The organism is Lujinxingia sediminis (assembly GCF_004005565.1).
In the GTDB taxonomy this organism is placed as follows: Bacteria; Myxococcota_A; Bradymonadia; order Bradymonadales; family Bradymonadaceae; genus Lujinxingia; species Lujinxingia sediminis.
Genome location: NZ_SADD01000011.1, coordinates 127,723 through 152,644, shown reverse-complemented (window position 1 = coordinate 152,644; position 24,922 = coordinate 127,723). Strand labels below are relative to the sequence as shown.

Here is a 24,922-nt window from a genome sequence, read left to right as displayed (position 1 = left end):
GACGCCCCACGATCGCTCGCCATACCCCTCACCGCACCAACGTCTCAACCTTGGCGACACACATCCTCGCGTCGAACTCCACCACGTCCGCACGTCTGCCGACTTGAACTGGCCCGCACCCCACCCCCTGACGATGTCCAAGAAAAAGTCCGACCTCATCCCCCGCCTCATCACCGCGATCGTGGCGCTACCCCTGCTCATCTCCCTGATCGTCTACGCCCCGGCATGGCTCTTCTTCGCCTTCATCGCCCTGGTCGGTGCGATCTCCATCTGGGAGTTCTGCGGCATCACGTTCAGCGCCGAACATCCCGGCGGACGCATCATCGCCATGCTCCTCGGCGTCGGCCTGATGAACGTCCTCTACTTTGCCGAACCCTTCTTCATCCCGGCACTGGCCGCCACCACTCTGACGATCTTCCTCTACTTCCTCTTTGCCTTCAAAGAGCAAGCCCGCGTCACACACCAGATCGGCTCCGCTCTCACGGCCATCCTCTACGGCGGTGTCCTCATCACCTTCATCGCCCTCCTGGGACGCGACGGCGGCGACGCTGGCCCCATGTGGATCCTCATGACCCTGGCCATCGTCTGGGCCTCCGATACCGGCGCTTACTTCAGCGGCCGAGCCTTCGGAAAACACAAGCTCTACCCCTCGGTCAGCCCCAATAAATCCGTCGAAGGCGCCCTCGGTGGCATCCTCGCCAGCGTGATCTTCGCCCTCGCCTTCCAGGCCCTCTACAACGCCCTGGCTCCCGACGCCTGGAACACCTTATCCTTCTTCCAAATCCTCGCGCTCGCCATTCCGGCTAACATCCTCGGGCAAACCGGCGACCTCGCCGAATCCCTCGTGAAGCGCGCCCACGACGTCAAGGACAGCGGAACCATCATCTACGGCCACGGCGGAATCCTCGACCGCATCGACGCGTTGTTCTTTGCCTCCCCCTGGGTCTACTACTTCATGAAGTTCACCTCCGGGGGCTTCTGAACTCCCTGCTCTCAGGCACCCATGAGCTTCCTCTACTTCATCATCCTCATCGGCGTCCTCGTCTTCGTGCACGAGTTGGGACACTTCCTCGTAGCCCGACTCTTCGACGTCAAAGTCCTGCGCTTTGCCCTGGGCTTCGGTCCCACCATCGCGACCTACCAGCGTGGTGAAACCGAATACGCCCTCTGCGCCCTACCTCTGGGCGGTTACGTCCAGATGCTCGGCGGAGACCTCGAATCCGTTGAGGAACTCCCGGAAGAAGACCGCAGCCGCGCCCTGATGGCCAAGCCCATCTGGCAACGTTCGCTCATCATCCTCGCCGGCCCCCTGGCAAACTTCATCCTGCCGATCTTCATCTACTTCATCTTCGGCATGATGCAGACCACCGCCCCCCCGGCCGTCGTCGGACAGGCCTACCCCGAAGCTCCCGCTGCCCAGGCAGGAATGCAGGCCGGCGACGTCATCGTCGAGATCGAGGGCAAACCCGTCCGCTTCTTCCACGATGTCGCCCGCTACACCCGACCTGCGTACGACCAGCCCCTCGAAATCGTCTACGAGCGCAACGGTCAACGCCATACCGTCACCGTCACTCCGGCACGCTTCCAGGCCACCGACTACCTCGGCCTCGACCAGCGCACCTATGGCCTCATCGGAATGCACCTGGGCACCGCTGGCTCGACCATCGCCCTCACCGAACACGACGGCCCTGCCGCACGCGCTGGACTGGCCTACTTCGATCACATTATCGCCGTCGACGGCCACCCCGTACAACGCTTCCACGAACTCGAAGCACGCATCCAGGAGAGCGCCGGTAAGCCCGTTGAGATCCAGGCCCTGCGCCCTTTCCCCCTCCACGTCGATTACGGCACCTTCTACAAGCAACGCCTTATCAACGTCACCGTTACACCCGAACACATCGACGGATCCTACGACATCGGCGTGACCCCTTCCGAGATGGTCATCGCTCAGGTCGACCCCGACAGTCCCGTCGCACGCGCCGGACTCAAACCCGGCGACCGCATCCTCGCCGTCGACGACCGCAAGTTCTCCAGCTGGTCGCTCATGGTCAGCCACATCCACAACACCATCAACCAGCGCATCGTCGACCGCGACAACGCCGGAGACGATCCGCCCCCCCTCGACACAAACTTCCAGGTCGCCTTCCTGCGCGACGGTGAACAGCTCAAAACAACCCTCACCACCGACGTCGACTCCTATCAGGACCAGACCGAACAGGTCCGCTACCGCATCTTCAACGGCTGGGACTCCTTCCGTAACTCCGTTGAGCCCGAAAACATCCCACACCCCTTCTTCAGCCGCGTCGTCTACAGCACCTCCGAAGCCTTCTCACAAACCTGGAAGTTCACCCGCATGATGACCCTGGGACTCGTCCGCCTCGCAGAAGGCCGCGTCTCCACCAAGTCCATCGGCGGGCCCATCATGATCGGCGAACTCGCCGCAGAAGCCGGGCGCGCAGGATGGGAACCTTTCCTCGAAATGATGGCCCTCATCAGCATCAACCTCGCCATCCTCAACCTCCTCCCCATTCCCGTCCTCGACGGCGGTCAACTCCTGCTCTTCGCACTTGAGGCTATCAAACGCGGCCCCTTGAGCTTCCGTACACGCCAGATCGCCGCTTACATCGGCTTCACCATGATCCTCATGCTCATGATCCTGGCCTTCAAGAACGACATCGAACGCAACTGGCACCGCGCCGTCGAATACTTCGAATCCCGCTGAGCTGCATCCATGACTTCCCCTTTACTTTCTTCGACACGCGTCCTCGCCATCGACGCCGCTACCCGCATTCAGGCCCTTGCCCTCCTCGACGGCGATCAACTCCTGGAGAACCGTACCCAGCGCGTACGCTACAACCACGGCAGTGCCCTGCTCGCCAATATCGAAGCCCTCTTCGAAGCCCAGGCACTCTCCCTCAACCAGGTCGACCTCTTCGCCGTCGGCCTCGGCCCGGGAAGTTTCACAGGTCTGCGCGTCGCCCTCGCCAGCGCAAAAGCCCTGGCTCGCGCACACAACAAACCCATCGTCGGTGTCTCCAGCCTCGCCGCCGCTGCGCTCCCCCTCGCCCTCAGCTCCCCTGAGCGCCCCGTCTGTGTCGCCTTCGACGCACGACGAAACGAGGTTTACGCAGCGCTCTTCATCGCCCGCAACAACGCCCTCGCAACTCTCTTGCCCGAAAACACCTACGCCCCCCACGAGCTCGCCGCTCAACTCAGCGCCCTGAACCTCCCCACACCCATCACGATCCTGGGAGACGGCATCGCCCCCTACCCGGCACTCCGCAACCTCGGCGACCTCTCCACCTTTCACATCCCCCCAACCTTTCTCAATACCCCCTCAGCACTCGGCGTCGCCCGTCTCGCCAGCGAACACCTCGCGGCCCACGGCCCCGACGACCTGGTCACCCTTGAACCCAACTACATCCGCCCCTCCGACGCACGCCTCCCCTCAAAACCCTGAGGCACGTACTTCGCCCTTCCCCTCGGCGAACCCCTGCCTCACCGGCCAGACTTAAATTGCCCCCTCCCTCAACCTCCTGTTAGGTTGATAACTGTTTTCTATATGCCCACATCATTGATCGTCGCGTCTTTGCTGGCGCCCCGCTGTTTGGAACTCGTCACATGGACTGGAACCCGCCACAACCCGGCGACATCTTCGAAGGCAAGTACCGTATCGAGTCCGTCCTCGGAGTAGGTGGTTTCGCTCACGTCTACCGCGCCACCCAGCTCGACCTCGGTCGCCCCGTCGCCTTGAAGGTGCTCAAACCCTTCTCCCCCCCGCGTTCTGGCGACGCCGATGCCGCCGAAGATGTCTGGATCAAACGCTTTCGCCGTGAGGCCCAGCTCGTCGCTCAACTGCGCGATCCCCATACCATCACAATGTACGAGTATGGGCAGGCCGACAACGGCATGTCCTACATGGCTTTCGAGTTCGTCTCCGGAAAAAGTCTCGATGTCGTCCTCAAAGAGTCCGGCCCACTCTCCGCCAAACGCGTCGCCGCCATCCTCACCCAGGCGCTCGAAAGCCTCGCCGAGGCCCACCAGTACGGCGTCCTCCACCGCGACATCAAACCCGCCAACATCCTCGTCTACGAACACCTCGGCAAGACCGACCGCGTCAAAGTCCTCGACTTCGGTATCGCCAAACCACTTGCCGATGAGACCGACCTCACCTCCAGCGATCTCACCCAGGCCGGCATGATCGTCGGCACACCCAGCTACATGGCCCCCGAGCAGCTCACCGGCGAAGGCATCGGCCCGGCAAGCGACATCTACAGCATGGGCCTGGTGGCCTTCGAGCTTTTGACCGGCAGCAAAGCCGCCGCGGGTCCCACCACCATGACCATCATCAGCAAACAGCTCAGCCCCGAGGTCTTCAAAGTCCCTGCCGAGCTCGACGTCCCCGCCGGACTCCGCTCCATCATCAATTGCATGCTGGCCAAGAACCTCGAAACCCGCTTTAAGACCGCCGGCGACGTCGCCGCACTCCTGGAAAACTGGGACTCCGAGACTCCCCTGGTGGGCGAACAGACACCCGCGCCAATGCCTGCCCCTGCCGCCATCACTGCCGATCTCCGAAGCCCGCCTCCCGAGGCCCACATCACCCCTCCGCCCCCAGAGCTCCCGGCGGCCCCCCCCCATGCAGGCGAACTCTCCGGCGAACGCGATGCCCCTCGAAAAAGTGGCATCGCTGCGCCCGTTATCGCCATTATCCTGGTGCTTCTCCTCATCGGCGCAGGTCTCTTCTGGATGATGCGCCAACAATCCCCCACACCCACGCCCGACCCGCACGTCGAGCTCGCAGCATCCCCCACGCCCGTCCCCCGGCCTTCACCTACCTCGGAGCCCGTCGAGGCCCCCGAAGAGCTCGCTCCTACCGCCGAACATGAAGCCATCGCCCCCCTGATCGTCGAAACCGAGCCCTCAGGCCTTGAACTCTTCATCAACGACGAGCCCGTCGGAACATCCCCCTTAACGCTCCCCTCCGACGACCTTCAATACCCCCTCACCCTCATAGCTCGCCATAATGACGGCCGCGAAACCTCGCTCCTGGTCGACGCCCCCTCAGAGACCGTCTCGCTCACTCTGCCCGACCCAGCGCCCGCACCCGAGCCCGAAGCGAAACACCGCCCCCGACGCATCGAACGCCCCCGGTCTACGTCTCCACGCCGCACCGAACCCGAAACCACCAGGACGCAGCAGGCACCCGAATCTGAACCTCGGACCGCTCCTGAGACTCAGACCGAATCCGAAAGACGCCCGACCACCGACGCCAAAAAGAAAGCCGAACCCGAGCCCAGCTTCCCGGCTCTCGACACCCTCTTCTGATCAACATCTGCCTACGATGGATCGCAACATGTCTTCGCCACGCCACCCCATCGCCGCGCTCTGCACGCTCCTGGCCTTCTCCATGCTCGCCACCTCGGCCTTCGCCCAGGATGAGCCCACCGCCGACGAACTCGCCCAGCAATACTTCGACGAGGGCGCTAGCTTCTTTATCGAGGGCAACTACGCTCGCGCGATCCTCTCCTTTCGTCGCGCCTTCGATCAACGCCCCGACCCCATGATCCTCTACAACATGTCCCTGGCACACTCGCGCCTGGGCAACCATCGCGAGGCCTACGAGACCACCCTCGCGACGCAGCGCATGGAAGGCCTGCCCGAACAGGCAAAAGTCCGTGTCGATGCCCGCGCCAACGCCCTCTTCGTCGTCGTCAACGCCGAAGAGCTCGCCCCACGCATCGCCGCCATCACCGCCGCTGAAAAATCCGCGGAGCGGACCTCCGCCCAATCCTCTCAGCCGGGCCTCTCCATCGCGCCCCCGCTCGATCTCGACAGGCAACCTGAAGGCATGGGCCTTGTAGGCTGGGCTGGCGTGGGCACCACTGTAGTCGGTGCCGGACTCCTCACCGGCGCCCTCCTCGTCGACCGCAGCCTGGCCAGCGACATCGAAGCGTACCAGCAGGCTTCCGATCAGGGCCGCCTCAGCGACTACAACGAGCTTCGCGCCGACATCGAGAGCCGCGCCAACACCGGTAAAATCCTCCTCTACTCCGGCGCCGGTGCTGCAGCCCTCGGCCTCGGTATGTGGATCTTCGGCGTAACCTCCGCCGCTGACTCCAACATCGACGTCGCCTTCGCTCCCGACGGATCCTCCGGCCTGGTTCGCTTCTCTACCACCTTCTAATTCATCGTGACCTCCACCATGATCTCCTTTTCGCGCTCACTCATCGCCGCGCTCCTCGTCGTCTCCCTGACCCTTGCCGGCTGCAACCTCCACTTCGACCTCGACTCCGTTACTGCACCGGTTCAGGCCGACACCGACGGCCTCGACACCGGTGAGCCCGACGTCGAAGACAACGACACCGACGACGCCGACACAGGCGACGCCGACATCCCGGATGTTGAAGACAACGACACCGACGACGCCGACGGCGCCGGCGATACCGACGCAGATACCGACACAGGCACCTGCTCAGAAGCTGGCCTCCTCAGCTGCGGCGAGCGCTGCGTAGACACCAACATCGATCCCGACAACTGCGGTACGTGCAACAACGCCTGTGACATCACAGAGGCTTGCATCGCCAGCAATTGCCAGCCCGTCACCTGCCCCGGTGACGTCGCCCCCCTCACCGGCAACTGCGATCCGGTCAACCAGACCGGCTGCGCGGGCAGCGACGCCTGCGAACTCCGCTTTATCCCGGCCCCGACCCTCGAATTCCGCCCCTCTTGCCAGGCCCTCAACAACCTCGGAGACGGCCAACTCGGCGATAGCTGCGAGCCTGGCACCGGCACTGTCTGCGGCCCCGGCCTCCACTGCCACAGCTTTGACCCGCCAGACACCCGACTCGCCGCCTGCGCCAAAATGTGCGAACTCACTACAGGCGCTGGCTGCGCTGAAGACGAGTTCTGCACCCTCGACGACTCCGAAGCCGACTACAACGGCGTGGGTTTCTGCACCAAATCCTGCGACCTCCTCACCGCTGGCGCCTGCCCTGCAGGTCAGGCCTGCGCCCCCAACAAAGACTTCCCCGACTTAAGCTGCCAGCCCTCGGCACGTTGCCTCCAGAACGGCGGCTTCTCCCAGAAAGCCGAGTTCTCCCCCTGCTCCGTTAGCAACCTCCACACCAACGGCTGCCCCACCGACCTCCGCTGCATGCGCGACACCAACGACAACCAGCGCTGCCTCAAACCCTGCGACACCCTCGCCGACTGTGACGGCCGCGCCTGCGAACCGGCTCCCGCCCCCTTCGCACACCTGCGCTTCTGCCAGGCATCCTGAGCGCTCCCCCCTCTCTCATGGCCGACGCCTCCCCCAACATCCCGGGCCGCCTCACCCTGCGCCTCCTCCAGCCCCACCCCCTGGGGCTGGAGCGCCTGCGCGGCATCGGCCCTAAAACTGCAGCCCGCATGCGCGAGCGCGGCATCCTGGACCAGCTGCATCTCCTGCTGCACATGCCGCGCAAATACCGCCCCACCTATCGCTTCTGGCCCGGTCATGAGCTCGTCGAACGCCGCGCCTCCTTCGTCGAAGTCATCGGCCAGATCACCCACGTCCTACCCCCCGCTCGCCACAGCCGCGCCCCCCTCGAAGTCCGCCTCCAGGTCGACGACGCCGAGTTCAAACTCATCTGGTTTAACCTCGCCTTCCCCGGCTTCGTCAAAAAGTTCCAACCCGGCGACTGGATGCGCGTCGAAGGCAAGCTCGACCACGACCGTGCCCCCGCACAAATGGTCCATCCGGCCTTCGACATTCTCAAATCCCGGGAAGCGCGCCCCCCTCAAACCGAAGTCGTCCCCATCTACAGCTCCATGGAAGAGGTGCGCGACTCGCTGATCCATCCCGCCATCACCGAGAGCTTTTCTCTGCTGCACGCCGACCTCGAAGAAAGCGTCCCTCTCAACCTCCTCCGCCAGCACGAGCTCCCCACCCTGGCCGAAGCACTCAAAACGATCCACGTCCTCACCCCCTACGACGATCTGGACCGTTTCCGCGAAGATCTCTCTACCGCCCGTAACCGCCTGATCTATCAAGAGTTCTTCGACCTCCAACTTGCACTCACGCGCCGCTACGTCGCCCAGCGTCGCGCCGCCAACGCCTCGCGCCTCACCGAACGCGAACTCGGCCGCGAGCTCCTCAAAAAGATCCCCTTCGATCTCACTGGCGATCAGAAGTCCGCTATCGCCACCATCGCCGACGACCTCGCCACCCGCATCCCCATGCGCCGACTCCTCCAGGGTGACGTCGGCAGCGGCAAGACCGTCGTCGCACTCCTCGCCGCTGCTATCGCCATTGCCAACGGCCACCAGGTCGCGATCCTCGCCCCCACCGAGATCCTCGCCCGCCAACACAGCCGCAACGCACACGCCCTCTTCACCGCCCTCAACATCCCCCACGCCCTCCTTGTTGGCGCGCAGGGCACAGCCGAACGCCGTGACACCCTCCAGGCCCTCGCAAACGGCGACATCGGCCTCATCGTCGGCACCCATGCCCTCGTCCAGGATGACGTCGCCTTCAAAAACCTCGCGCTCGTCATCATCGACGAACAGCACAAATTCGGCGTCGACCAACGCGACGCCCTCCTCGCCAAAGGCCAGGATCCCCACCTCCTGGCCATGACCGCAACCCCCATCCCCCGCTCCTTAGCCCACGCCGTCTTCGGCGACCTCGACCTCACCCTCATCCGCGAAAAGCCCCCCGGTCGTAAACCCGTTCGCACCGAGCTCCGCGACCGCACCCGCGCTCCCAAAATCTACGACTACGTAAAAAAACGCATCCTCGAGACCGGTGAACAGGCCTACTTCGTCTACCCCCTGGTCGAAGCCAGCGACGCCGTCTCCAACCGCCGCTCCGTCACAGAAGAAGCCGAACGCCTCGCCAACGGCCCCCTCAAAGGTCTGCGCCTGGGCATCCTCCACGGCCGCATGGACGGCACCGCCAAAGACGCCGTCATGCAACGCTTCTCCAACGGCGACATCGACGTCCTCTGTGCCACCACCGTCGTCGAAGTCGGCGTCGACGTCCCCAACGCCACCATCATGGTCATCGAAAACCCCGAAGTCTTCGGTCTCAGCCAACTTCATCAGCTCCGCGGTCGTGTCGGCCGCGGCTCCGTCGACTCCATGTGCATCCTCATCACAGGCTTCACCCTCACCGAAGACGCCGAGCTCCGCCTGCAGGCCTTCACCACCACCGACGACGGATTTAAACTGGCCGAAACCGACCTCGCCATCCGCGGTCCCGGCCTCTTCCTCGGCGTCAAACAAGCCGGCCTCCCCGAGTTCCGCTTCGGTGACGTCCTCCGCGACGCCCACTGGCTCCAGACCGCCCGCCACGACGCACGCCGTATCCTCCTGGGAGACGCTTCCCGATGAACTCTCCCCTCTACGCCCAGGTCGCCCTCGACGTCCCCCTCTTCACCGCGCTCTCCTACCGCGTCCCCGACCACCTGCGCGACGACATCGCCCTGGGCCAGCTCGTCCAGGTCCCCTTCCGCAACCGCTCCAAGACGGGGCTCATCACAGCGCTCTCCCGGGAACTCGATGATCCCACCCTCGCCCCTAAAATCCGCGACCTCTACGACCTCGTCGACGCCGAGCCCCTCCTCTCGACCAACGACCTCAAATTCCTCTCTTTCGTCGCCGACTACTACCTCTCTCCGATAGGCGAGGTCGTCCGCCTGGCCATACCCTCCGCTGTGCGTGTCGAGGGCATCAAACACTACCGCCGCCTCCCCGACCACCAGCTCCCTTCTGCAGACACACCGCTGCCCCTCGACCTCGCAGAGGCCCTCGCCTCCCTGAGCTCCGATGACCCTTCCCCCGTCGCTGCTCTGCGCGAAGCGTTCCCAGACCTCACCTACCACCGACTCTCCGAGCTTGAGCGCCGCGGCCTGGTCGAAGTTACCTACCAGGAGAGCGCTTCTCTCAAACCCAAAACCGAGCGTTACTTCAAGCTCCTCCCCCGTCCTAAAGGCACTCTGACCGGACGCCTCGGCACCAACCAACTCAAAATCCTCAAACTTCTCGACGGCATGCCCTCCCTCTCACTCCCCGAGATCCGAGAGCACATCTCCAGCCCTTACTCCAGCCTCAGTGCCCTCGAAGACCGCGGCCTCATCACTTCCTGGGAAGAAGAGGTCTACCGCGACCCCTTCGAAAACGCCCCCGTCGAAGCCCCTCCCGAGTTCGACCTAACCCAACGCCAGCTCCACGCCGTCAACGCTGTCGCAGACGCCCGCCACGCCGGCCGTTTTGAAGGCTTCGTTCTCCACGGCGTCACCGGCAGCGGCAAGACCGAAACCTACGTCCGCATCATCCGCGACACCCTCGCCGACGGGCGGCGCGCACTCGTCCTCCTACCCGAGATCGCCCTCACCCCCCAGTTTGTTGGCGTCTTCCGCTCCCACTTTGGCGAACGCATCGCAGTCCTTCACTCCGGGCTTACCCCCGCCCAGAAGTTCGACCAGTGGCGCCAGATCCGCCGCGACGAAGTCGACATCGTCATCGGCGCCAGATCCGCTCTCTTCGCACCCATCAACAACCTCGGCGTCATCGTCGTCGATGAAGAACACGACTCCAGCTTCAAACAAGAAGAAGGCACCCGCTACAACGCCCGAGACATGGCCCTGGTCCGGGCAAAACTCGCCGGCGCCCAGGTCATCCTCGGCAGCGCCACCCCCATCCTCGAATCCTTTCACAACGCACAACTCGGCCGCCTTACCTACCTCCCCATGCCCGAGCGCGTCGCCGCCCGCGCCATGCCCCCCGTCGATATCGTCGACATGCGACGTGGCCCCCACAACCCCACCGCAGGCCCTTCCAACCTCCTCTCCGCGCGCCTGCTCTCCGAGCTCGACAACACCCTCCACGACCAGAAGCAGGCCATCCTCTTTCTCAACCGCCGCGGCTTCTCCCCCTGCGTCCTCTGCGAATCCTGCGGTCACATCTTCCAATGCCCCAACTGCGACGTCTCCCTGACCTACCACCGCCGCATGGAAGCCCTGCGCTGCCACCACTGCGACTACTCCCTGCGCATGCCCGAATCCTGCCCCCAATGCCAGCACACAGGCATCGAGCGCAAAGGCGTCGGCACCGAACAACTCGAAAACCACCTCCACGAACTCTACCCCCGCGCCCGCGTCGCCCGCCTTGATCGCGACACCGGCGCCGGCCCCCGCCTTCAACAGCTTCTCTCCAGCTTCCGCCGCCGTGAAATCGACATCCTCGTCGGCACACAAATGGTCACCAAAGGCCACGACTTCCCCGACGTTACCCTCGTCGGCGTCGTCCTGGCCGACATGAGCCTCAACTTCCCCGACTTTCGCGCCGCCGAACGCACCTTCCAACTCCTCACCCAGGTCGCCGGACGCGCCGGACGCGCCGACAGCCCCGGACGCGTCATCATTCAGACCTACACCCCCGACCATTACAGCCTCCTCACCGCGCAGAATCACGACTTCTCCACCTTCGCCACCCGGGAACTCGCCCAGCGCCAGGCCATGGGTTACCCCCCCTTCGGCCACCTTATCGCCCTCAAATTCGAAGGCACCAACGAAGGCGCCACCGTCCAGGCCACTCGCAACTACGCCACCGCCGCGCGCCGCCTCCTTCGCTCCGACGCGTCCTTCGGCGACCACATCGCCATGCTCGGCCCGGCTATGGCCCCCATCGCCCGCATCAACAACCGCTCGCGCTGGCAGCTCCTCCTCAAAGCGCCCGACCGCGCCCTCCTGCGACGCTTCGCCATTCGCACCCTCGAGTTGGCCGGACATTTCGAAGCCGGACAGCCCCACCACCGTAACGTCCGCATCATCGTCGACGTCGATCCCCTCAACATGCTCTAGCCCCTCCTCACCCCGAGCCGCGCGATGTCCCACGCCGACCTCATCCGCCGCACCCACGCCCCACACACCCTCGCCACCCTCACCCGCGAGCTTCGCGCGCTGGGCATCTCCCCCGGCATCAACCTCCTTGTTCACTGCTCCATGCGCCGCATCGGCTTCATCGCCGGCGGCGCCCAGACTTTGCTCCAGGCTCTCCTCGACACCATCGGCCCCCACGGCACCCTGATGGTCCCCACCCACACCTCCCTCAACACCGATCCAGCCCGCTGGGAAAACCCTCCCGTCCCCGCCGAATGGGTCCAAACCCTCCGCGACGCCTCCCCCGCTTTCGACCCCCTACGCACCCCCTCCCACCTCATGGGCCAACTTGCCGAACTCCTGCGCACCTGGCCCGGCTCCCGCCGCAGCCCACACCCTGTCGGCTCCTTCGCCGCCCTCGGACCCGCCGCCTCAAAGCTCGTCGACAACCACCCTCTCCTCAACGAATTCGGCGAATCCTCACCCCTGGCGCGCCTTTACGACCTCGACGGTTACATCCTCCTCCTCGGCGTCGGCCACGAGCGCAACACCTCACTTCACCTGGCCGAACACCGCGCCGACTTCCCCGCAAAATCCACCATCACCGAAGGCTGCGCCATGCTTGTCGACGGCCGGCGCACCTGGCTCACCTACCCCATGCTAGCCCTCGACACCGACGACTTCCCCGCGCTCGGCCGCGACTTTGAAGCCTCCCACTCCGCCCCCGACGTCCGCCTGGCGAAAGTCGGCAACGCCACCTCACGCCTCATTCACCAGCCCACCCTGGTCGACTTCGCCACCAACTGGATGGAGCTCCACCGCCACCCCGACGACTGAGCCCCATCCCCCCTGCCCCCTCAGGCCGCTTCCACCGCGACCACCTCATCTTCCGCCGCCAGCTCCGCCCCCTTCCGCCCGAAGTACGCCATCATCGCTCCGCCCGTTGCAAACATAACCAGGCTATAAATCCCGCCGGGCACCGCCATCTGCCCCTGCATCAAGATCGAGGTCGCAATCACAATCGCGAGCGTCCCGTTCTGCATCCCCGACTCAATCGAGATCGCCAGCGCCTGCGCTAACTCCAGCTTCAGTAGCTTCGACGACCAGAACCCGATGAGCAGCATCGCCACGTTCAACCCGATCGTCACCGCCGCAAGCTCCCCAAAATGATTGCGCAACACCTCAATATTCGCCGCAATGATCCCGATCAGTAGCACCACAAACACCACCACCGACCCCACCCGCGCCGGTCGCTCCAACCGATCTGCAAGCGCAGGCTTACGCCACCGCAACAGCATCCCCAGACTCACCGGCAACACCGTTATCCCCACGATCTGCCCGATGGTCTGGGCCAGCGGCAGCTGCACCGTCGTCGCCTCCCCCATAAAGAACCCCAGCGAAAACACAATGATCAGCGGAATCGTCACCACGGTCACAAATCCGCTGATGGCCGTCAGGGTGATCGACAACGCCGTATCCCCTCGCGACACATGCGTAATGAGGTTGGACGTCACCCCTCCCGGACACGCCGCGATGATCATCAACCCCACCGCCATCTCTGCGCTCAATCCGAACGCTACCGCCAAACCCAGCCCCACCAGCGGCAATAGCACCAGCTGATTGGTCAACCCCACCGCGACCGCCTTCGGATACACCACCACTCGCCGGAAATCGTCCACCACCAACGACAACCCCATCCCCAGCATGATGATAAAGAGCGACAGAGGCAGCACCACCGACGTCAGGACACTCTCTTCCATGATCTCTCCGAGCTCATCTGCGCACCGTCGAATCCCACCGGCCGCATTCTGTTAACAGTGAGCCCGAAGTATCCCCTCCCCCCCTTTCTTACGCAACTCCCCCCAACCCGCCCCCCCGGCCCGCCAGCCCCCCCGGCCGGCCGACTCGCATCACTTCACCAACTCCAGACCCAGTCCCGCTGCAGGAAATTCGACACCGCATCGCCGCTGCTTTGCTCCAGATCCACCAGGATCATCGCCTCACTCTCCGTCGGCCCCACGTCCGCGCTCAACACCATCCCGAGCACGGTCGTATCCGCCTCATCCACACTCGGAGCATATGTCCCGTTGAGCTCGCTCACCTCAAACCTGTGATCCACATCCACACGCCCTTCCTCCCTCACCATAGCCCGCACCGCAAACGCCTCGTCCAACGCATCGCCATCCACAGTCGCCACACTGAAGATCAGCGGGAGCTCCAAACGCGACTCACACACATCACTCTCCAGATAGAACGCGTCATCACCGTCGCGCTCAATCATCACCGAGAGCTCCTCACCGGCGCTCGGCGACTCATCCGCCTCCACCGTCGCCGTGGTGCTCAGCCCATCAAACACCTCTCCCGGCACAACACCGTTGGGCGCCTCGTCCGACCACGCAACAGCGGTCTCGGAGTAGTTACAGTCCACAGGCTCCGCCATGTCGTTTCCGGGCTCAGTCCCATCCAACCCACATCCCGAAACCACACCGCACATCAACACACCCATCATCATCTTCTTCATCGTATCTCCTGAAATTTGCGTCGCATCCCATCACGTTCAGCGCGCGTAAAATTAGGTTGCCAGCTCCCTACCCTAAACAGGCTACGAAACGCGTTTTAACACATCTCTCCATCCCCGCACCGCACCGGCCTGAGTCCTCTCCCCCTACAACGCATAACATGCTAAACTCCGCCCCCTTACACACGCCACACGGCGTACGAACCATGTCACCTCTCACCACCAGGACCCATACGATGTTCAAACACCTCATTCTCTTCACCCTCCTCTGCCTCACGCTCGTCGCCTGCGACAGCAAAACCGACGCTCCCGCCGAGACCGAAGGCGAAGCTCCCGCCCAGGCCGAAGCCGAAGCCCCCGCAGAAGCTGAAGAAGCCGCCGAAGAGGCAGCAGCCCCCGCAGAAGCCGAAGAACTTCCCATGGTCGAAGTCAGCGCCGAAGGCACTAAATTCGATCCCCCCGTTCAGCCGGAGCAAATCCCCGAAGGCGTCTATTACTGCGACATGGGCACGGTGCACTACGCCATCGCCAACGACGGCTCCACCCGCTGCACCCTCTGCAACATGATGCTCACCAAAAAGAGCGCCGCTGGTGCCGCTGCTGGCCATGGTCATAACCACGACCACGCGGGCCACGACCACGCTCACTGATACTCGCACCAGAGCCTCCGTGCGCCGAAGTCTGACGCACGGCTCGCAAAAAAGGCCCACCGCGCATCCGTCGCGGTGGGCCTTTTTTGTCAGACGCTCCCCTTGAGGCCAATGCGCGCCTCACAGCATCTTTTGCAACCTCACTCCGCCCCGCGAGCGCCAACAACCTCGGCCAGAAAGCGCCGATGGTCCAGCAAATCCTCACGACGCTTGATCGGCAAGAAACGCGAGCGCGCCCCGCTTCGCGCAACCTCCACAAAACGCGTCTTCAAATGAGCCGACAACTCCCCGGCCAGCCGCTCAAACTGCACCACCTGCCGCCCCTCCACCTGCTTGCGAACCAGAAACCACGTCAGATCAAATGCACGATCCAGGGCCGCTGCCGTGAACATAAACGTATTGGTGTTAAACACCGGGATCGAATCGACATCAAAGCCCTGCGGAAAACGAAACGCCTCCAGGATCTGCAACGCCCCGTCAACCCGCGCTGGCATCCCCCCCTGGTCGCCCTCCAACTTCTGCACGACCTCCACGCTCATCTCCACGCCGCGTGCCTCGGCCGCCTCCACATGCATCCCCACGATCACCGGATCGAGATCGGCGAGCACGTTGTCGACATTCGACATCATCAGATAGCGACCGCCGCGCTCCCGAAACGCATGCAAGGCACCGCGTCCCAGCGCCTCCGGTAAATCCCCATGCCCCGGCGCATACAGCGTACCTCCTGGCTCACCGGCTCGAAACACCTCACCATCCGGCAGCAAGCGCACACTCACATATTGCGTAAACGGGATCACCTGCTCCGGGTCCAACCCGAAGTACCCCTCAGCGGCCAGATGCTCCTTCGTCAGAACATCGGTCGCAAAGCTATTCATCAAAAGCACCGGCACTTGTCCCCACGCCCGCGCATCGCCGAACTTCATCCCCAGAAATGATCGCCCCTCCAGCACCTCCACGCACCCTTTCACGCCCCCGCCAAATCGCGTGGCCATCCCCCCGTTGAGCACCAGTGCGCCAACCTCGCCGCCTCGTAACGCCTCCATACCGCGCTCACGAAGTTCGCGCTCTCGCGCGCTCCCCTCCTCCGGCAAGCCCTCCACATCTCCCTCGGCAGGTGCCTCCACCAGCCCCTCAACCTCATTATGACGCTCCGTCCACGTCCCGGAGCGCAACCGCGTCCTCAACCACTCAAAAGCTTCTTCATCAAATCCGTGCGCTCGCAAGAGCGCCACTTCACCATCCGTCAGCGCGCCAAACACGCTCGTTCCCATCGCGTCCTCGTCATTCATCGCATCATTGCCGCCCACACCCGCGCGCATCCCCCGGAATCCTACGTCCCCAGACTTCGATATCCATCATCGACTCAGCCCGTCTCAGCGCACGCTCAATTCGTAACGAGCGTCTCCCCCGCTCACCTGCATATAATAAATCCCCGGATTGACTCGCTTCGCCACCTGCGCACTCCCCTGCTCGGTGGCTGCGACCGCAAGCCGATCGCCGGTGGCTCCCTGCAACTCCAGCCGCAGCGCCACGCTCGCCGGACGCGACCGCACACTTACCTTGAGCTCCACGGCCTCATCCACCCTCACAAAATACCAGTCTTCCCGGTCCTGCGGCGGCGAGAGCCGATCGCTATGAGTGGAACCCACGGCGACCTGGCGAGCTTGCATGCGGGTGCCGTCAGCATCGCGCCCCTGTGCCATCGCAAACGTCGCCGTCACAAGCACACCGCCGATTACCCCGACCCCGACCATCCTTTTGATGCGTCGTCCCATCGCAACCTCCGACTCCACACGCCCGCCACTCAATCTCAACATCCACCCTCATCATACGCCCGACCTCCCCCCTCACGCAAAGACCGCATCCTCACCGCCGATGCGCAGCCCCCACTACCTCACTTACATTCGCGTACCCCCGCGCCTCCATCAACCTCAACAGCCCCTGGTTCATCCGCCGCACCATCAGCGGCCCCTCATACACAAATCCCGTCCACACCTGCACAAGCGACGCGCCAGCCTCCATCGCCGCCAATGCATCCGCCGCCCCGAAGATCCCACCCACACCCACGATCGGCACACGCCCCTCCGTTCGCGCATAGATCCGGCCGATCACCTCTACACTACGCGACTTCACAGGCCTCCCGGACACCCCGCCTGCGCCCATCGCCTGCACGCCCGCGCTCCTCAACCCCTGGCGCGACACCGTCGTATTCGTCGCCACGATCCCGTCCAGCCCCACCCCCTCCACAACCTCCACAACCTCATCCAGAGCCTCATCCCCCAGGTCTGGCGACACCTTCACAAGCAGCGGCCGCCGACGGCTTCCTTTGCTCAATGCTGAGTTCAGCGCCTTCAACCGCTTCAGCAAGGCCTCCAACGGCTCCCGTCCCTGCAAAGACCGCAGCCCCGGGGTATTCGGCGAACTGACGTTAACGACGATATAATCTGCGAAAGGATGCAGACGCCGCAGCGTCGTCGCGTAGTCCTCGGCCGCATCCTCCAGCGCTGTCACCTTCGACTTCCCGAGATTCACCCCCAGCACGGGCTCGATCCTCGTGCCCCTCAAGCGACCCGCCACCGCCTCACTCCCCGCGTTATTAAACCCCATCCGATTCAGCAGCGCCTGATCCTCACTCAGACGAAAAAGACGTGGCCCGGGGTTCCCGGCCTGCCCCAGCGCGGTCACCGTACCTACTTCCACATGCCCAAACCCCAGCGCCCCCAGCGCGTTGACCCAGCGCGCATCCTTATCAAACCCCGCCGCAAGGCCTACCGGCGTCTCAAACGCCACCCCCCACACCTCCTGCTTCAAGCGCGCATCGTCCACACGCAGCGCCCGGCCCAGCGGCGCTCGTACGACCCTCGGCTTCATTACCGCCGACAACACCCCCATTGCCAGGTAGTGGACCCGCTCGGGATCCAGCCTGAACAACGCCCCGCGCAGCGCTCGATACATCAGCCCTACCTCCGTCCGACTCACACCCCGAGCCGCTCATACGGGATGTTTTGCTCCTTATGCTCCACCCCATCATACGACATCAAAAGCCCCTTCTCTTCACGCATCGTCTCCAGACTCACAGGACGCTTCCAGATCCGATAGATCGACTCCAACACCTCATGAGCGTAGTCCGCCCGAAGCTCCGTCCCCTCAAACTTATGGTGCAATAAAAGCTCGCGGCGATTTCGGAAGTTTCCGTCCCGCACGTAAATAAAGGGCTGCCCGAAGTTCGTCAGCGAGTCGAGCAAGCGTGACTTGATCTCCTCAAACTCCCGACTCTCGATCTCCCAATGCCCGCTCTTACGGTTGTACCCGTACGTGAACATATTGCTCTGAGAGGCGAACTCTTCGGTTAAGAACTCATCAATGAAGGTCACGTCGTTGTAGAGCTTGCGCACCCGGAAGATCTGCTCGCGTCCAAGTCCCAGCTCTTTATCCCAGGAGTCGCGCCGCTCCAGATCATCGACCTCCTCCCACTCCTTGCCAAACTTGCCCTTATTCCAACGCTCTTCGATATCCCGAAAAAGCGCCACGCCCAGCTTATAGGGATTAAGTTGCCCGGGGGCGCTCGACATCACCCGACTGTTGATGTCTGCAAAGTCGATGATCTCCGAGTCGTCCAGAATCCGCGTCGTCAAAATCTTAGAGTGCCAGTAGGAGGCCCACCCCTCGTTCATGATCTTCGTCTGACCCTGGGGTGCGAAGTAGTACGCCTCCTCGCGCATGATCGACAAAATGTCGGCCTCCCACCCCTCCAGCGGCGCGTGCTCCAGCAGAAAGAGCATCACGTCGCGCTCCGGACGCTGCGGGAAATGCCTGGCCTCCTCGGCCTCCTGGGCCATCCGCTCCTTCTGCTGATCGATGAAAGACTGCGGATTGATGAACTCATCCATATAGTCTTTGGCTTGAAACTTCGGCACCTCCCGTTGCCGGAGCTCCTCCGGATCCACCGCCTCCCCGCGCCGCTCAATAAAGGGGCTGTAGTAGTCGATCAGGTTGTCGATCGAGAGGCAGGTGTCGATAAAGTTCTCCACCGCCTCAATCCCCTGACGATCCACATAACGGCGAATCCGCGCGCCGTGGTTCGCCATCTCATCGACCATCCGTCGATTGGTCTTCGAGAAGTAATAATTGTTCTTAAAGAAATCGACGTGCGCATACACGTGCGCAATCACCGTCTTCTGATCTACGAGGTTATTGCCCTCCAGAAGATACGCGTAGGCCGGGTCGTTATTGATGACCATCTCGTAAATCTTCGAGAGCCCATACTCATAGCTCTTCGAGAGCTGTTCGTACTCCATGCCGAAGCGCCAGTGCGGATAGCGCGTCGGAAAACCGCCATACGAGGCGATCTCGTTCATCTGCTTATAATCCACCGGCTCGAAGATCGTCTCGAAGAAGTCCAACCCGAACTCCTCGGCGACCTCACGAATCTGCGCGATGATTTCTTGAATCTGTGGCGATAATGCCTTCATGAAGTCCCTTCCCTTCGCAGGATCTCAGCCCTGTGATTAGAGGCCCCGCCCCAAAAATTCTTTAATCGAATCGTAAATGCCGTCGCGGTTCTTGATCTCCGAGACGATCACCCGCTCGTGGCCCGAGAAGTGCTCATTGATATCTTTGATGAACTGCCCGGACCCGTAGGGCGACTCCACCTGCCCGTAGCAAAAGAGATTCGCCTTGGGCAAAAGCCCGTCACGCATCAACTTCATGCAATCGCCGGTATCGTCCACAGACCAGTTATCACCATCGGAGAAGTGAAAGAGATACACGTTCCACTCATCGACCGCGTACTCCTCCTCCAGAATCTGCAGCGCCAGCTTGTACGCGCTGGAGATCATCGTGCCGCCCGACTCCCGGGTGCGAAAGAACGTGTCGCGATCGACCTCTTTGGCCGTCGCATCGTGAATGATGTAGCGGCTCTCAATGCCTTCGTACTGACTGCGCAGCCAGGTATCGATCCAGAACGACTCGATGCGCACGATCTCTTTCTGCTCATCGCCCATCGAGCCGGACACATCCATCATGTAGAGGATCAGCGCATTGGACTCCGGCAATGACGTCTGCTTCCAGGAGCGGTAGCGCATATCTTCTTTGGTCGGCACGATGATCGGGTTATCCGGGTCGTACTCCCCGCTGGCGATCATCCGCTGCAACGCCGCCTTGTACGTGCGCTTAAAGTGACGAAGGCTCTCCGGTCCCGTCGTACGAATCCCGGAGTACTTATCTTTGACCGTCTCGAGCCTCTTCACCCCTTTGGGCTCGATATGCGGCAGTTCCAACTCCTCGCCCATGATTTCGGCGAGTTCTTCGAGCGAGACGTCGACCTCAACACCGTGCTCGCCTTCCTGGTTTCCGGCCGGTCCGGCCTGCCCGGGCGACTCCTCGCCCTGACCCAGACTATCGCCCGGCTGTCCTTCGCCCTGCCCCACGCCTCCCTGCTGCTTTTGGCTAAAACGAAAGCGCGGGATGTCGATGCGCGGCAAGGGCACCTTCACAATATCTTTGCCCTGCCGACCGGTGATCTCGCCCTGGCTCATATACTTGCGCAGGTTGCGCTTAATCTTGCCGCGCACGATCTGTTTGAAGCGCCGATGATCTTGCTTGATCTTGTTGAGTTCCGTCATGACCTGATTCCCTCGTCGAGCCCTCATCGCCCCTGCGCAACCTGCCTAAACTGAGCCGGCGCACGCTCCCATTCGGGGGCGGCGCCGGCATCTTCACCTACCTGCGCGCCGCGTTCATTGCTGCTTGGAGTCGCCTCGCGCAAAGATGCTGGCCACGAAGTTCAGGACGTCGGTGGCCGACTCCTCATTGTAGCCATAATCGCGAATAAGCCGCTGCTTCACGATGTCGATCTTCTCCTGGGTATCGCGGTCCACCACATTGGAGACCACGCTCGCCAGCTTGATCGAGTCTTTCTGATCTTCGAAGAGCTTGAGTTCCAACGCCTTCCGAAGCCGTTCATTGGTCTGGTAGGTGAACTGCTTGCCGTCGATCGCCAACGCACCGATGTAATTCATGATCTCGCGACGGAAGTCGTCTTTGCGACTATCCGGGATATCGATCTTCTCCTCGATCGAGCGCATCAAACGCTCATCGGGCTCCTCATACTGACCGGTGTACTTGTTCCGCACCTTCTCCTTCTGCGTGTACGCTTTGACGTTATCGATGTAGTTCGCACACAGCTTGGAGATGGCGTCCTCGTCGGCCGAGATCGCTCGCTGCACCTCGTTCTTAACGATGTCTTCGTACTCCTGCTTAACCACCGCTAAAAGCTCCCGATAGCGCCCGCGCTCCTCCTCGTTGCTGATCAGACTGTGGTTCTTCAGCCCGCCCTCAAGCTCGTTGAGTACCAGGAAGGGGTTGATACTGCTCTCGGTCTTATCGCTCACCAGCGCGTTGGACAGCTTGTCCTGGATATACCGGGGGCTTACCCCCGTCAGACCTTCGCGAAGCGTCTCTTTGCGCAACTCCTTGACGTTGTCCTGAGTGTAGCCGGTGAGTGACTTCCCGTCATAGAGCTTGAGCTTCTGCAAAAGCGTCAGATCGTGCTTCTTCGGATCTTCGAGACGCGTGAGCACGGCCCACATCGCCGCCATCTCGATGGTATGCGGCGCGATGTGCTTGCCTTTGACACGCTGATTATTGAAGTCCTTTTTATAGATGCGGATCTCTTCCTGATACTTCGTGATGTAGGGGATATCGATCTTCACCGTACGGTCACGGAGCGCCTCCATATACTCGTTACCGAGCAGCTTGCGGTACTCCGGCTCGTTGGTATGACCGATGATCACTTCATCGATATCGGTCTGCGCGAACTTCTTGGGCTTGATCTTACGCTCCTGCGTCGCGCCCAGAAGATCGTAGAGGAAGGCCACATCCAACTTCAGGATCTCTACAAACTCGATGATCCCCCGGTTGGCCACGCAGAACTCGCCATCGAAGTTGAACGCGCGCGGGTCGCTGTCTGAGCCGTAGATGGCGATCTTACGGTAGTTAATATCGCCGGTGAGCTCGGTGGAATCCTGGTTCTTCTCGTCCTTCGGCTGGAAGGTCCCGATTCCCACACGATCCTTCTCACTGAAGAGCATCCGCCGCACACGCACATGCTCCATCGCCCGGCTCCAGTCCCCGCCGTAATGCCGCATCAGCTCTTTGAAGATGAAGCGGCTCGCCGGGTTCAGGTCACCGCGTACCCGAATCGATGAGACGTTCTCAATACCCAGCTCCTCCAGCGCGCCGGCACGCCACTCCTGAGGAATCAGCTTGAGCGGCTCCTCATTCATCGGATCATGGAGCACCTCTTGTCCGCCGGTGAGGTGCTGAAGCTCCTTGGGCATCACCCACGAAAAGGTATAAAGCCGACCATCCTCGGTGCGAGTGTACTCTTCCAGCCCCTTCTTGAGCAGACGCGCGATGGTAGACTTGGATGAGCCTACCGGGCCGTGCAAGAGGATGATTCGCTTCTCAGTCCCGTACTCATTGGCCGCCGCTTTAAAGACGTTGACCAGACGCATCAGCGGAATGTCCAACCCGTAGATCGCGTCGGCACCACCCGTGATCTCATCTTTGAAGAAGTTGTAGCGGACGATCTTCTTCTTGTTATCGATGTACTCTTCGGTCCCGTACGACATCACCATATCGTAGATGCGCTGGTAGGCGTTACGGGTCACCCGAACGTCCTCACGCACAAGGTCCAGGTACTCCTCGAAGCTCCCTTCCCAGTGCAGTTCGCGGTACTCATCGATATCGTGGTGACGGCCAATCTTATGCAGCAAGCTCTCTTTGGCGCTCATAGATGGTATTCTCCTGACGTCTGGATTTGCGCTTCAATGATCGTAAAAGCTGGCCCTCATGACACGATGACCGCCTCTGGTAAGCGACAAACGATGAACGGAGCAACTTCTGTGCCGATCCTTCGGACGATGCCTCTCAGCAGGGCTTCTCGCCCCGACTCAGCCTTGAATGCGATGGTCGCAGATTACGAGACATCGCCCGTGGGCGAAACCCCCTTTTGAACCTCGACACCTTCAAAACTCGCCCAGGGTTAAAACCGGCCGCCCCGACAACTCTATTTCAAACGGGTCCCCTTCCTCGGAGCCCCCCGTGAGCATGTACACCATCCCCGACTTCGCCACTCTGCGACGCGTTTTGGATCGCCTCTACCACCGCTACGACCCTCCGCGCCGCGCTGACGGCGATGACGTGCTGGGCACGCTGGTGCGCACGATCCTCAGCCAACAAACCACCCGTGCGGCCACCGACCAGGCCTTCGGCGAGCTTTTGGAGTCGTTCAACGCCGACTGGCACCGCATTGCATATGCCCCCACGCCGACCGTGGAAGACCTTATCCGCCCGGCGGGGCTTGCCAGACAGAAAGCACAACGCATTCAGGCGCTGCTCATCCGGGTCCACGATGAGTGTCACCGCTACGATCTGGAGCATCTGCACCAGATGGAGCCTGAAAAGGCGCGCACCTACCTTTTAGAGTTCAAAGGTGTTGGACCAAAGACTGCGGCCTTTACGCTGATGGCAGCCTGTGCCATGCCCCTCTTCCCGATGGACACACACATCTTCCGCATCTTCGAGCGTCTGGGCTGGCTTGACCCCTCACTCAGCGATGAAGTGGCCCACCAGCAGATGCAGGCCCTCATTCCCCCCGACGATCGCCTCCCGGCACATATGGCGTTGGTCGAACACGGACGCACTCTGTGCCGAGCCCGATCTCCTTTATGCGAGCGCTGCCCCATTCTCAGGGACTGCCCCACCGGCAGCCCCCCCCCAGTGGTTCCCGCCTGACTCACCCCTGAGGGCGACGCTGCGTCAGCTCCAGCAGCACTCGCCCCGTATCGCGTGGGTGCATAAAAGTGATGAGTTTTCCATGGGCTCCGTCAATCGGCTCCTCACTCAGGAGGCGCACACCGGCCTCTTCCATGCGCGCTCGCCAGGCGTCGAGATCGTCGCATCCCAGCGCGATATGGTGAATCCCTTCCCCGTTCTTCTCTAAAAAGCGTGCGATCGGGCTCTCGTCGTGCAGGGGCTCCAACAGCTCGATCTTGGCCTCACCAAGCCGGAAAAAAGCCACTTTTACCCCCTGGCTCTCCACCTCTTCGGTTCCCTCGTAGGCCAGGCCCAGAACATCGCGGTAGAGTACCGAGCTTGCCTCCACCGAACGCACCGCGATTCCAATATGGTCGATCTTCTCCAGCATCTTTTCTCCCTTATAGTGCTCGCACCATCGGCGACGCTCCGACCCCGGGCTCACCGGACGTCACGCCGTTGCGACCCGTGGTAGCGGGTGCTAAAGTTCACGTCATTCCAGCGCCGTATTCTGACGCATCTCCCTCAACCCGGGCACTCTCCCGTGTCGACTTTCGAGACCACCCATACCATCGCGTTGCCCGACGAGCACCCCGCCGCGCCGCTCGACCTGCTCGCCGACTTCTTTGTGCACAACGGCTATATGCCGCGTGCGGCCGACGACGATGATGCCCTCACGCTGACCCGCGGAACCCCCGGAGCCGGCTGGCGCACCAGTGAGATGAGTGGACTGGGCACCACTCTGACCCTCCGCCTTCAAAACAACGACGTTGTTGCGCACTACGTCATTGACATCCGAGGACAGCGCCTCAACGACGCCGAGCGTGGCTTCTGGCGCCGGGAGGCACGCATCGCACAGTCGTATCTGGAATCGCCCGACCCCGACCACCTGGTCGATCTCCGTGATCAGGAGGCCACCCGCGCCCGCATCGCTCGGCAGCGTATGCGCCGCACGGGGATGGGTGCGGCTATCGCCGCGTTTATCATCGTAACTGCTCTCTACTTCTTACTTAGCCAACTAGGGCTCGTACACGCCTAGCGCAGTTTGGCATACCACCTGCGGAGGTATG

Annotated in this window: 21 protein-coding genes; 12 read left to right on the top strand and 9 right to left on the bottom strand. The window is 62.3% G+C overall.

Annotation, left to right across the window (positions count from 1 at the left end; all coding sequences use genetic code 11):
- Positions 1-133: 133 nt before the first annotated feature.
- The 9 genes from EA187_RS15760 (at position 134) to EA187_RS15720 (ending at position 12,701) form a co-directional block, all read left to right on the top strand.
- Complete coding sequence (locus tag EA187_RS15760; RefSeq protein ID WP_127780881.1) at positions 134-982, top strand: phosphatidate cytidylyltransferase; 849 nt, start codon at positions 134-136, stop codon at positions 980-982.
- Positions 983-1,003: 21 nt separating this feature from the next.
- Positions 1,004-2,722, top strand: a complete 1,719-nt coding sequence (gene rseP, locus EA187_RS15755) for an RIP metalloprotease RseP (RefSeq protein WP_127780880.1) — start codon at positions 1,004-1,006, stop codon at positions 2,720-2,722.
- A 9-nt stretch (positions 2,723-2,731) separates the two neighbouring features.
- Complete coding sequence (gene tsaB / locus EA187_RS15750; protein WP_127780879.1) at positions 2,732-3,460, top strand: tRNA (adenosine(37)-N6)-threonylcarbamoyltransferase complex dimerization subunit type 1 TsaB; 729 nt, start codon at positions 2,732-2,734, stop codon at positions 3,458-3,460.
- Positions 3,461-3,621: 161 nt separating this feature from the next.
- On the top strand, positions 3,622-5,328 hold the full coding sequence (locus EA187_RS15745) for a serine/threonine-protein kinase (RefSeq protein ID WP_127780878.1): 1,707 nt from the start codon (positions 3,622-3,624) through the stop codon (positions 5,326-5,328).
- 28 nt (positions 5,329-5,356) lie between these two features.
- Entirely contained in the window at positions 5,357-6,187 is an 831-nt protein-coding gene (locus tag EA187_RS15740; RefSeq protein WP_127780877.1) for a tetratricopeptide repeat protein, read from the top strand.
- Between the two features lie 18 nt (positions 6,188-6,205).
- Positions 6,206-7,282, top strand: coding sequence for a hypothetical protein (locus tag EA187_RS20465; protein ID WP_164856324.1), 1,077 nt, complete (start codon positions 6,206-6,208; stop codon positions 7,280-7,282).
- A gap of 17 nt (positions 7,283-7,299) precedes the next feature.
- Positions 7,300-9,375, top strand: coding sequence for an ATP-dependent DNA helicase RecG (locus EA187_RS15730; protein ID WP_127780876.1), 2,076 nt, complete (start codon positions 7,300-7,302; stop codon positions 9,373-9,375).
- A complete protein-coding gene (gene priA / locus EA187_RS15725) occupies positions 9,372-11,846 on the top strand; it encodes a replication restart helicase PriA (RefSeq protein WP_127780875.1) in 2,475 nt (824 codons plus the stop codon). The genes EA187_RS15730 and priA overlap by 4 nt, the downstream gene beginning before the upstream one ends.
- Before the next feature lie 24 nt (positions 11,847-11,870).
- On the top strand, positions 11,871-12,701 hold the full coding sequence (locus EA187_RS15720; protein WP_127780874.1) for an AAC(3) family N-acetyltransferase: 831 nt from the start codon (positions 11,871-11,873) through the stop codon (positions 12,699-12,701).
- 20 nt (positions 12,702-12,721) lie between these two features.
- Here EA187_RS15720 and EA187_RS15715 read toward each other — a convergent pair whose 3' ends face one another.
- Both EA187_RS15715 and EA187_RS15710 read right to left on the bottom strand, forming a co-directional pair.
- The gene (locus EA187_RS15715; RefSeq protein ID WP_127780873.1) at positions 12,722-13,624 is read right to left on the bottom strand and encodes a bile acid:sodium symporter family protein; all 903 of its coding nucleotides are present in this window, start codon (positions 13,622-13,624) and stop codon (positions 12,722-12,724) included.
- Positions 13,625-13,779: 155 nt separating this feature from the next.
- A complete protein-coding gene (locus EA187_RS15710; protein WP_127780872.1) occupies positions 13,780-14,385 on the bottom strand; it encodes a hypothetical protein in 606 nt (201 codons plus the stop codon).
- Between the two features lie 233 nt (positions 14,386-14,618).
- Between EA187_RS15710 and EA187_RS15705 the strand changes: the two genes are divergently transcribed.
- The gene (locus EA187_RS15705; RefSeq protein WP_127780871.1) at positions 14,619-15,032 is read left to right on the top strand and encodes a hypothetical protein; all 414 of its coding nucleotides are present in this window, start codon (positions 14,619-14,621) and stop codon (positions 15,030-15,032) included.
- A 140-nt stretch (positions 15,033-15,172) separates the two neighbouring features.
- Here EA187_RS15705 and EA187_RS15700 read toward each other — a convergent pair whose 3' ends face one another.
- From EA187_RS15700 to EA187_RS15675, 6 genes are all read right to left on the bottom strand, one after another.
- Entirely contained in the window at positions 15,173-16,351 is a 1,179-nt protein-coding gene (locus EA187_RS15700; protein WP_127780870.1) for a UTP--glucose-1-phosphate uridylyltransferase, read from the bottom strand.
- A gap of 54 nt (positions 16,352-16,405) precedes the next feature.
- A complete protein-coding gene (locus EA187_RS15695) occupies positions 16,406-16,849 on the bottom strand; it encodes a hypothetical protein (protein ID WP_127780869.1) in 444 nt (147 codons plus the stop codon).
- A gap of 49 nt (positions 16,850-16,898) precedes the next feature.
- Complete coding sequence (locus tag EA187_RS15690) at positions 16,899-17,987, bottom strand: quinone-dependent dihydroorotate dehydrogenase (protein ID WP_206524402.1); 1,089 nt, start codon at positions 17,985-17,987, stop codon at positions 16,899-16,901.
- A 20-nt stretch (positions 17,988-18,007) separates the two neighbouring features.
- Positions 18,008-19,504 (bottom strand): SpoVR family protein, encoded by a 1,497-nt coding sequence (locus EA187_RS15685; RefSeq protein ID WP_115603705.1) that lies wholly within the window; start codon positions 19,502-19,504, stop codon positions 18,008-18,010.
- A gap of 36 nt (positions 19,505-19,540) precedes the next feature.
- A complete protein-coding gene (locus EA187_RS15680; protein WP_115603704.1) occupies positions 19,541-20,656 on the bottom strand; it encodes a DUF444 family protein in 1,116 nt (371 codons plus the stop codon).
- Positions 20,657-20,770: 114 nt separating this feature from the next.
- Positions 20,771-22,828 (bottom strand): PrkA family serine protein kinase, encoded by a 2,058-nt coding sequence (locus EA187_RS15675; RefSeq protein ID WP_115603703.1) that lies wholly within the window; start codon positions 22,826-22,828, stop codon positions 20,771-20,773.
- Positions 22,829-23,144: 316 nt separating this feature from the next.
- Between EA187_RS15675 and EA187_RS15670 the strand changes: the two genes are divergently transcribed.
- The gene (locus EA187_RS15670) at positions 23,145-23,831 is read left to right on the top strand and encodes an endonuclease III domain-containing protein (RefSeq protein ID WP_241250207.1); all 687 of its coding nucleotides are present in this window, start codon (positions 23,145-23,147) and stop codon (positions 23,829-23,831) included.
- 1 nt (position 23,832) lies between these two features.
- Here the strand turns inward: EA187_RS15670 and mce are convergent, their stop codons facing one another.
- Complete coding sequence (gene mce / locus EA187_RS15665; protein ID WP_115603701.1) at positions 23,833-24,243, bottom strand: methylmalonyl-CoA epimerase; 411 nt, start codon at positions 24,241-24,243, stop codon at positions 23,833-23,835.
- A gap of 153 nt (positions 24,244-24,396) precedes the next feature.
- Here mce and EA187_RS15660 point away from each other — a divergent pair, with 153 nt between their 5' ends.
- Positions 24,397-24,891, top strand: coding sequence for a hypothetical protein (locus tag EA187_RS15660; RefSeq protein ID WP_127780867.1), 495 nt, complete (start codon positions 24,397-24,399; stop codon positions 24,889-24,891).
- Positions 24,892-24,922: the final 31 nt, after the last annotated feature.

Coding starts and splice junctions, on each gene's coding strand:
- EA187_RS15760 (WP_127780881.1), top strand. CDS start 134: ATGTCCAAGAAAAAGTCCGACCTCATCCCCCGCCTCATCACCGCGATC.
- EA187_RS15705 (WP_127780871.1), top strand. CDS start 14,619: ATGTTCAAACACCTCATTCTCTTCACCCTCCTCTGCCTCACGCTCGTC.
- rseP (WP_127780880.1), top strand. CDS start 1,004: ATGAGCTTCCTCTACTTCATCATCCTCATCGGCGTCCTCGTCTTCGTG.
- EA187_RS15715 (WP_127780873.1), bottom strand. CDS start 13,624: ATGGAAGAGAGTGTCCTGACGTCGGTGGTGCTGCCTCTGTCGCTCTTT.
- priA (WP_127780875.1), top strand. CDS start 9,372: ATGAACTCTCCCCTCTACGCCCAGGTCGCCCTCGACGTCCCCCTCTTC.
- EA187_RS15745 (WP_127780878.1), top strand. CDS start 3,622: ATGGACTGGAACCCGCCACAACCCGGCGACATCTTCGAAGGCAAGTAC.
- EA187_RS15730 (WP_127780876.1), top strand. CDS start 7,300: ATGGCCGACGCCTCCCCCAACATCCCGGGCCGCCTCACCCTGCGCCTC.
- EA187_RS15700 (WP_127780870.1), bottom strand. CDS start 16,351: ATGCGCGCGGGTGTGGGCGGCAATGATGCGATGAATGACGAGGACGCG.
- tsaB (WP_127780879.1), top strand. CDS start 2,732: ATGACTTCCCCTTTACTTTCTTCGACACGCGTCCTCGCCATCGACGCC.
- EA187_RS15740 (WP_127780877.1), top strand. CDS start 5,357: ATGTCTTCGCCACGCCACCCCATCGCCGCGCTCTGCACGCTCCTGGCC.
- EA187_RS15675 (WP_115603703.1), bottom strand. CDS start 22,828: ATGAGCGCCAAAGAGAGCTTGCTGCATAAGATTGGCCGTCACCACGAT.
- EA187_RS15720 (WP_127780874.1), top strand. CDS start 11,871: ATGTCCCACGCCGACCTCATCCGCCGCACCCACGCCCCACACACCCTC.
- mce (WP_115603701.1), bottom strand. CDS start 24,243: ATGCTGGAGAAGATCGACCATATTGGAATCGCGGTGCGTTCGGTGGAG.
- EA187_RS15680 (WP_115603704.1), bottom strand. CDS start 20,656: ATGACGGAACTCAACAAGATCAAGCAAGATCATCGGCGCTTCAAACAG.
- EA187_RS15695 (WP_127780869.1), bottom strand. CDS start 16,849: ATGTTGAGATTGAGTGGCGGGCGTGTGGAGTCGGAGGTTGCGATGGGA.
- EA187_RS15710 (WP_127780872.1), bottom strand. CDS start 14,385: ATGAAGAAGATGATGATGGGTGTGTTGATGTGCGGTGTGGTTTCGGGA.
- EA187_RS15670 (WP_241250207.1), top strand. CDS start 23,145: ATGTACACCATCCCCGACTTCGCCACTCTGCGACGCGTTTTGGATCGC.
- EA187_RS20465 (WP_164856324.1), top strand. CDS start 6,206: ATGATCTCCTTTTCGCGCTCACTCATCGCCGCGCTCCTCGTCGTCTCC.
- EA187_RS15690 (WP_206524402.1), bottom strand. CDS start 17,987: ATGTATCGAGCGCTGCGCGGGGCGTTGTTCAGGCTGGATCCCGAGCGG.
- EA187_RS15685 (WP_115603705.1), bottom strand. CDS start 19,504: ATGAAGGCATTATCGCCACAGATTCAAGAAATCATCGCGCAGATTCGT.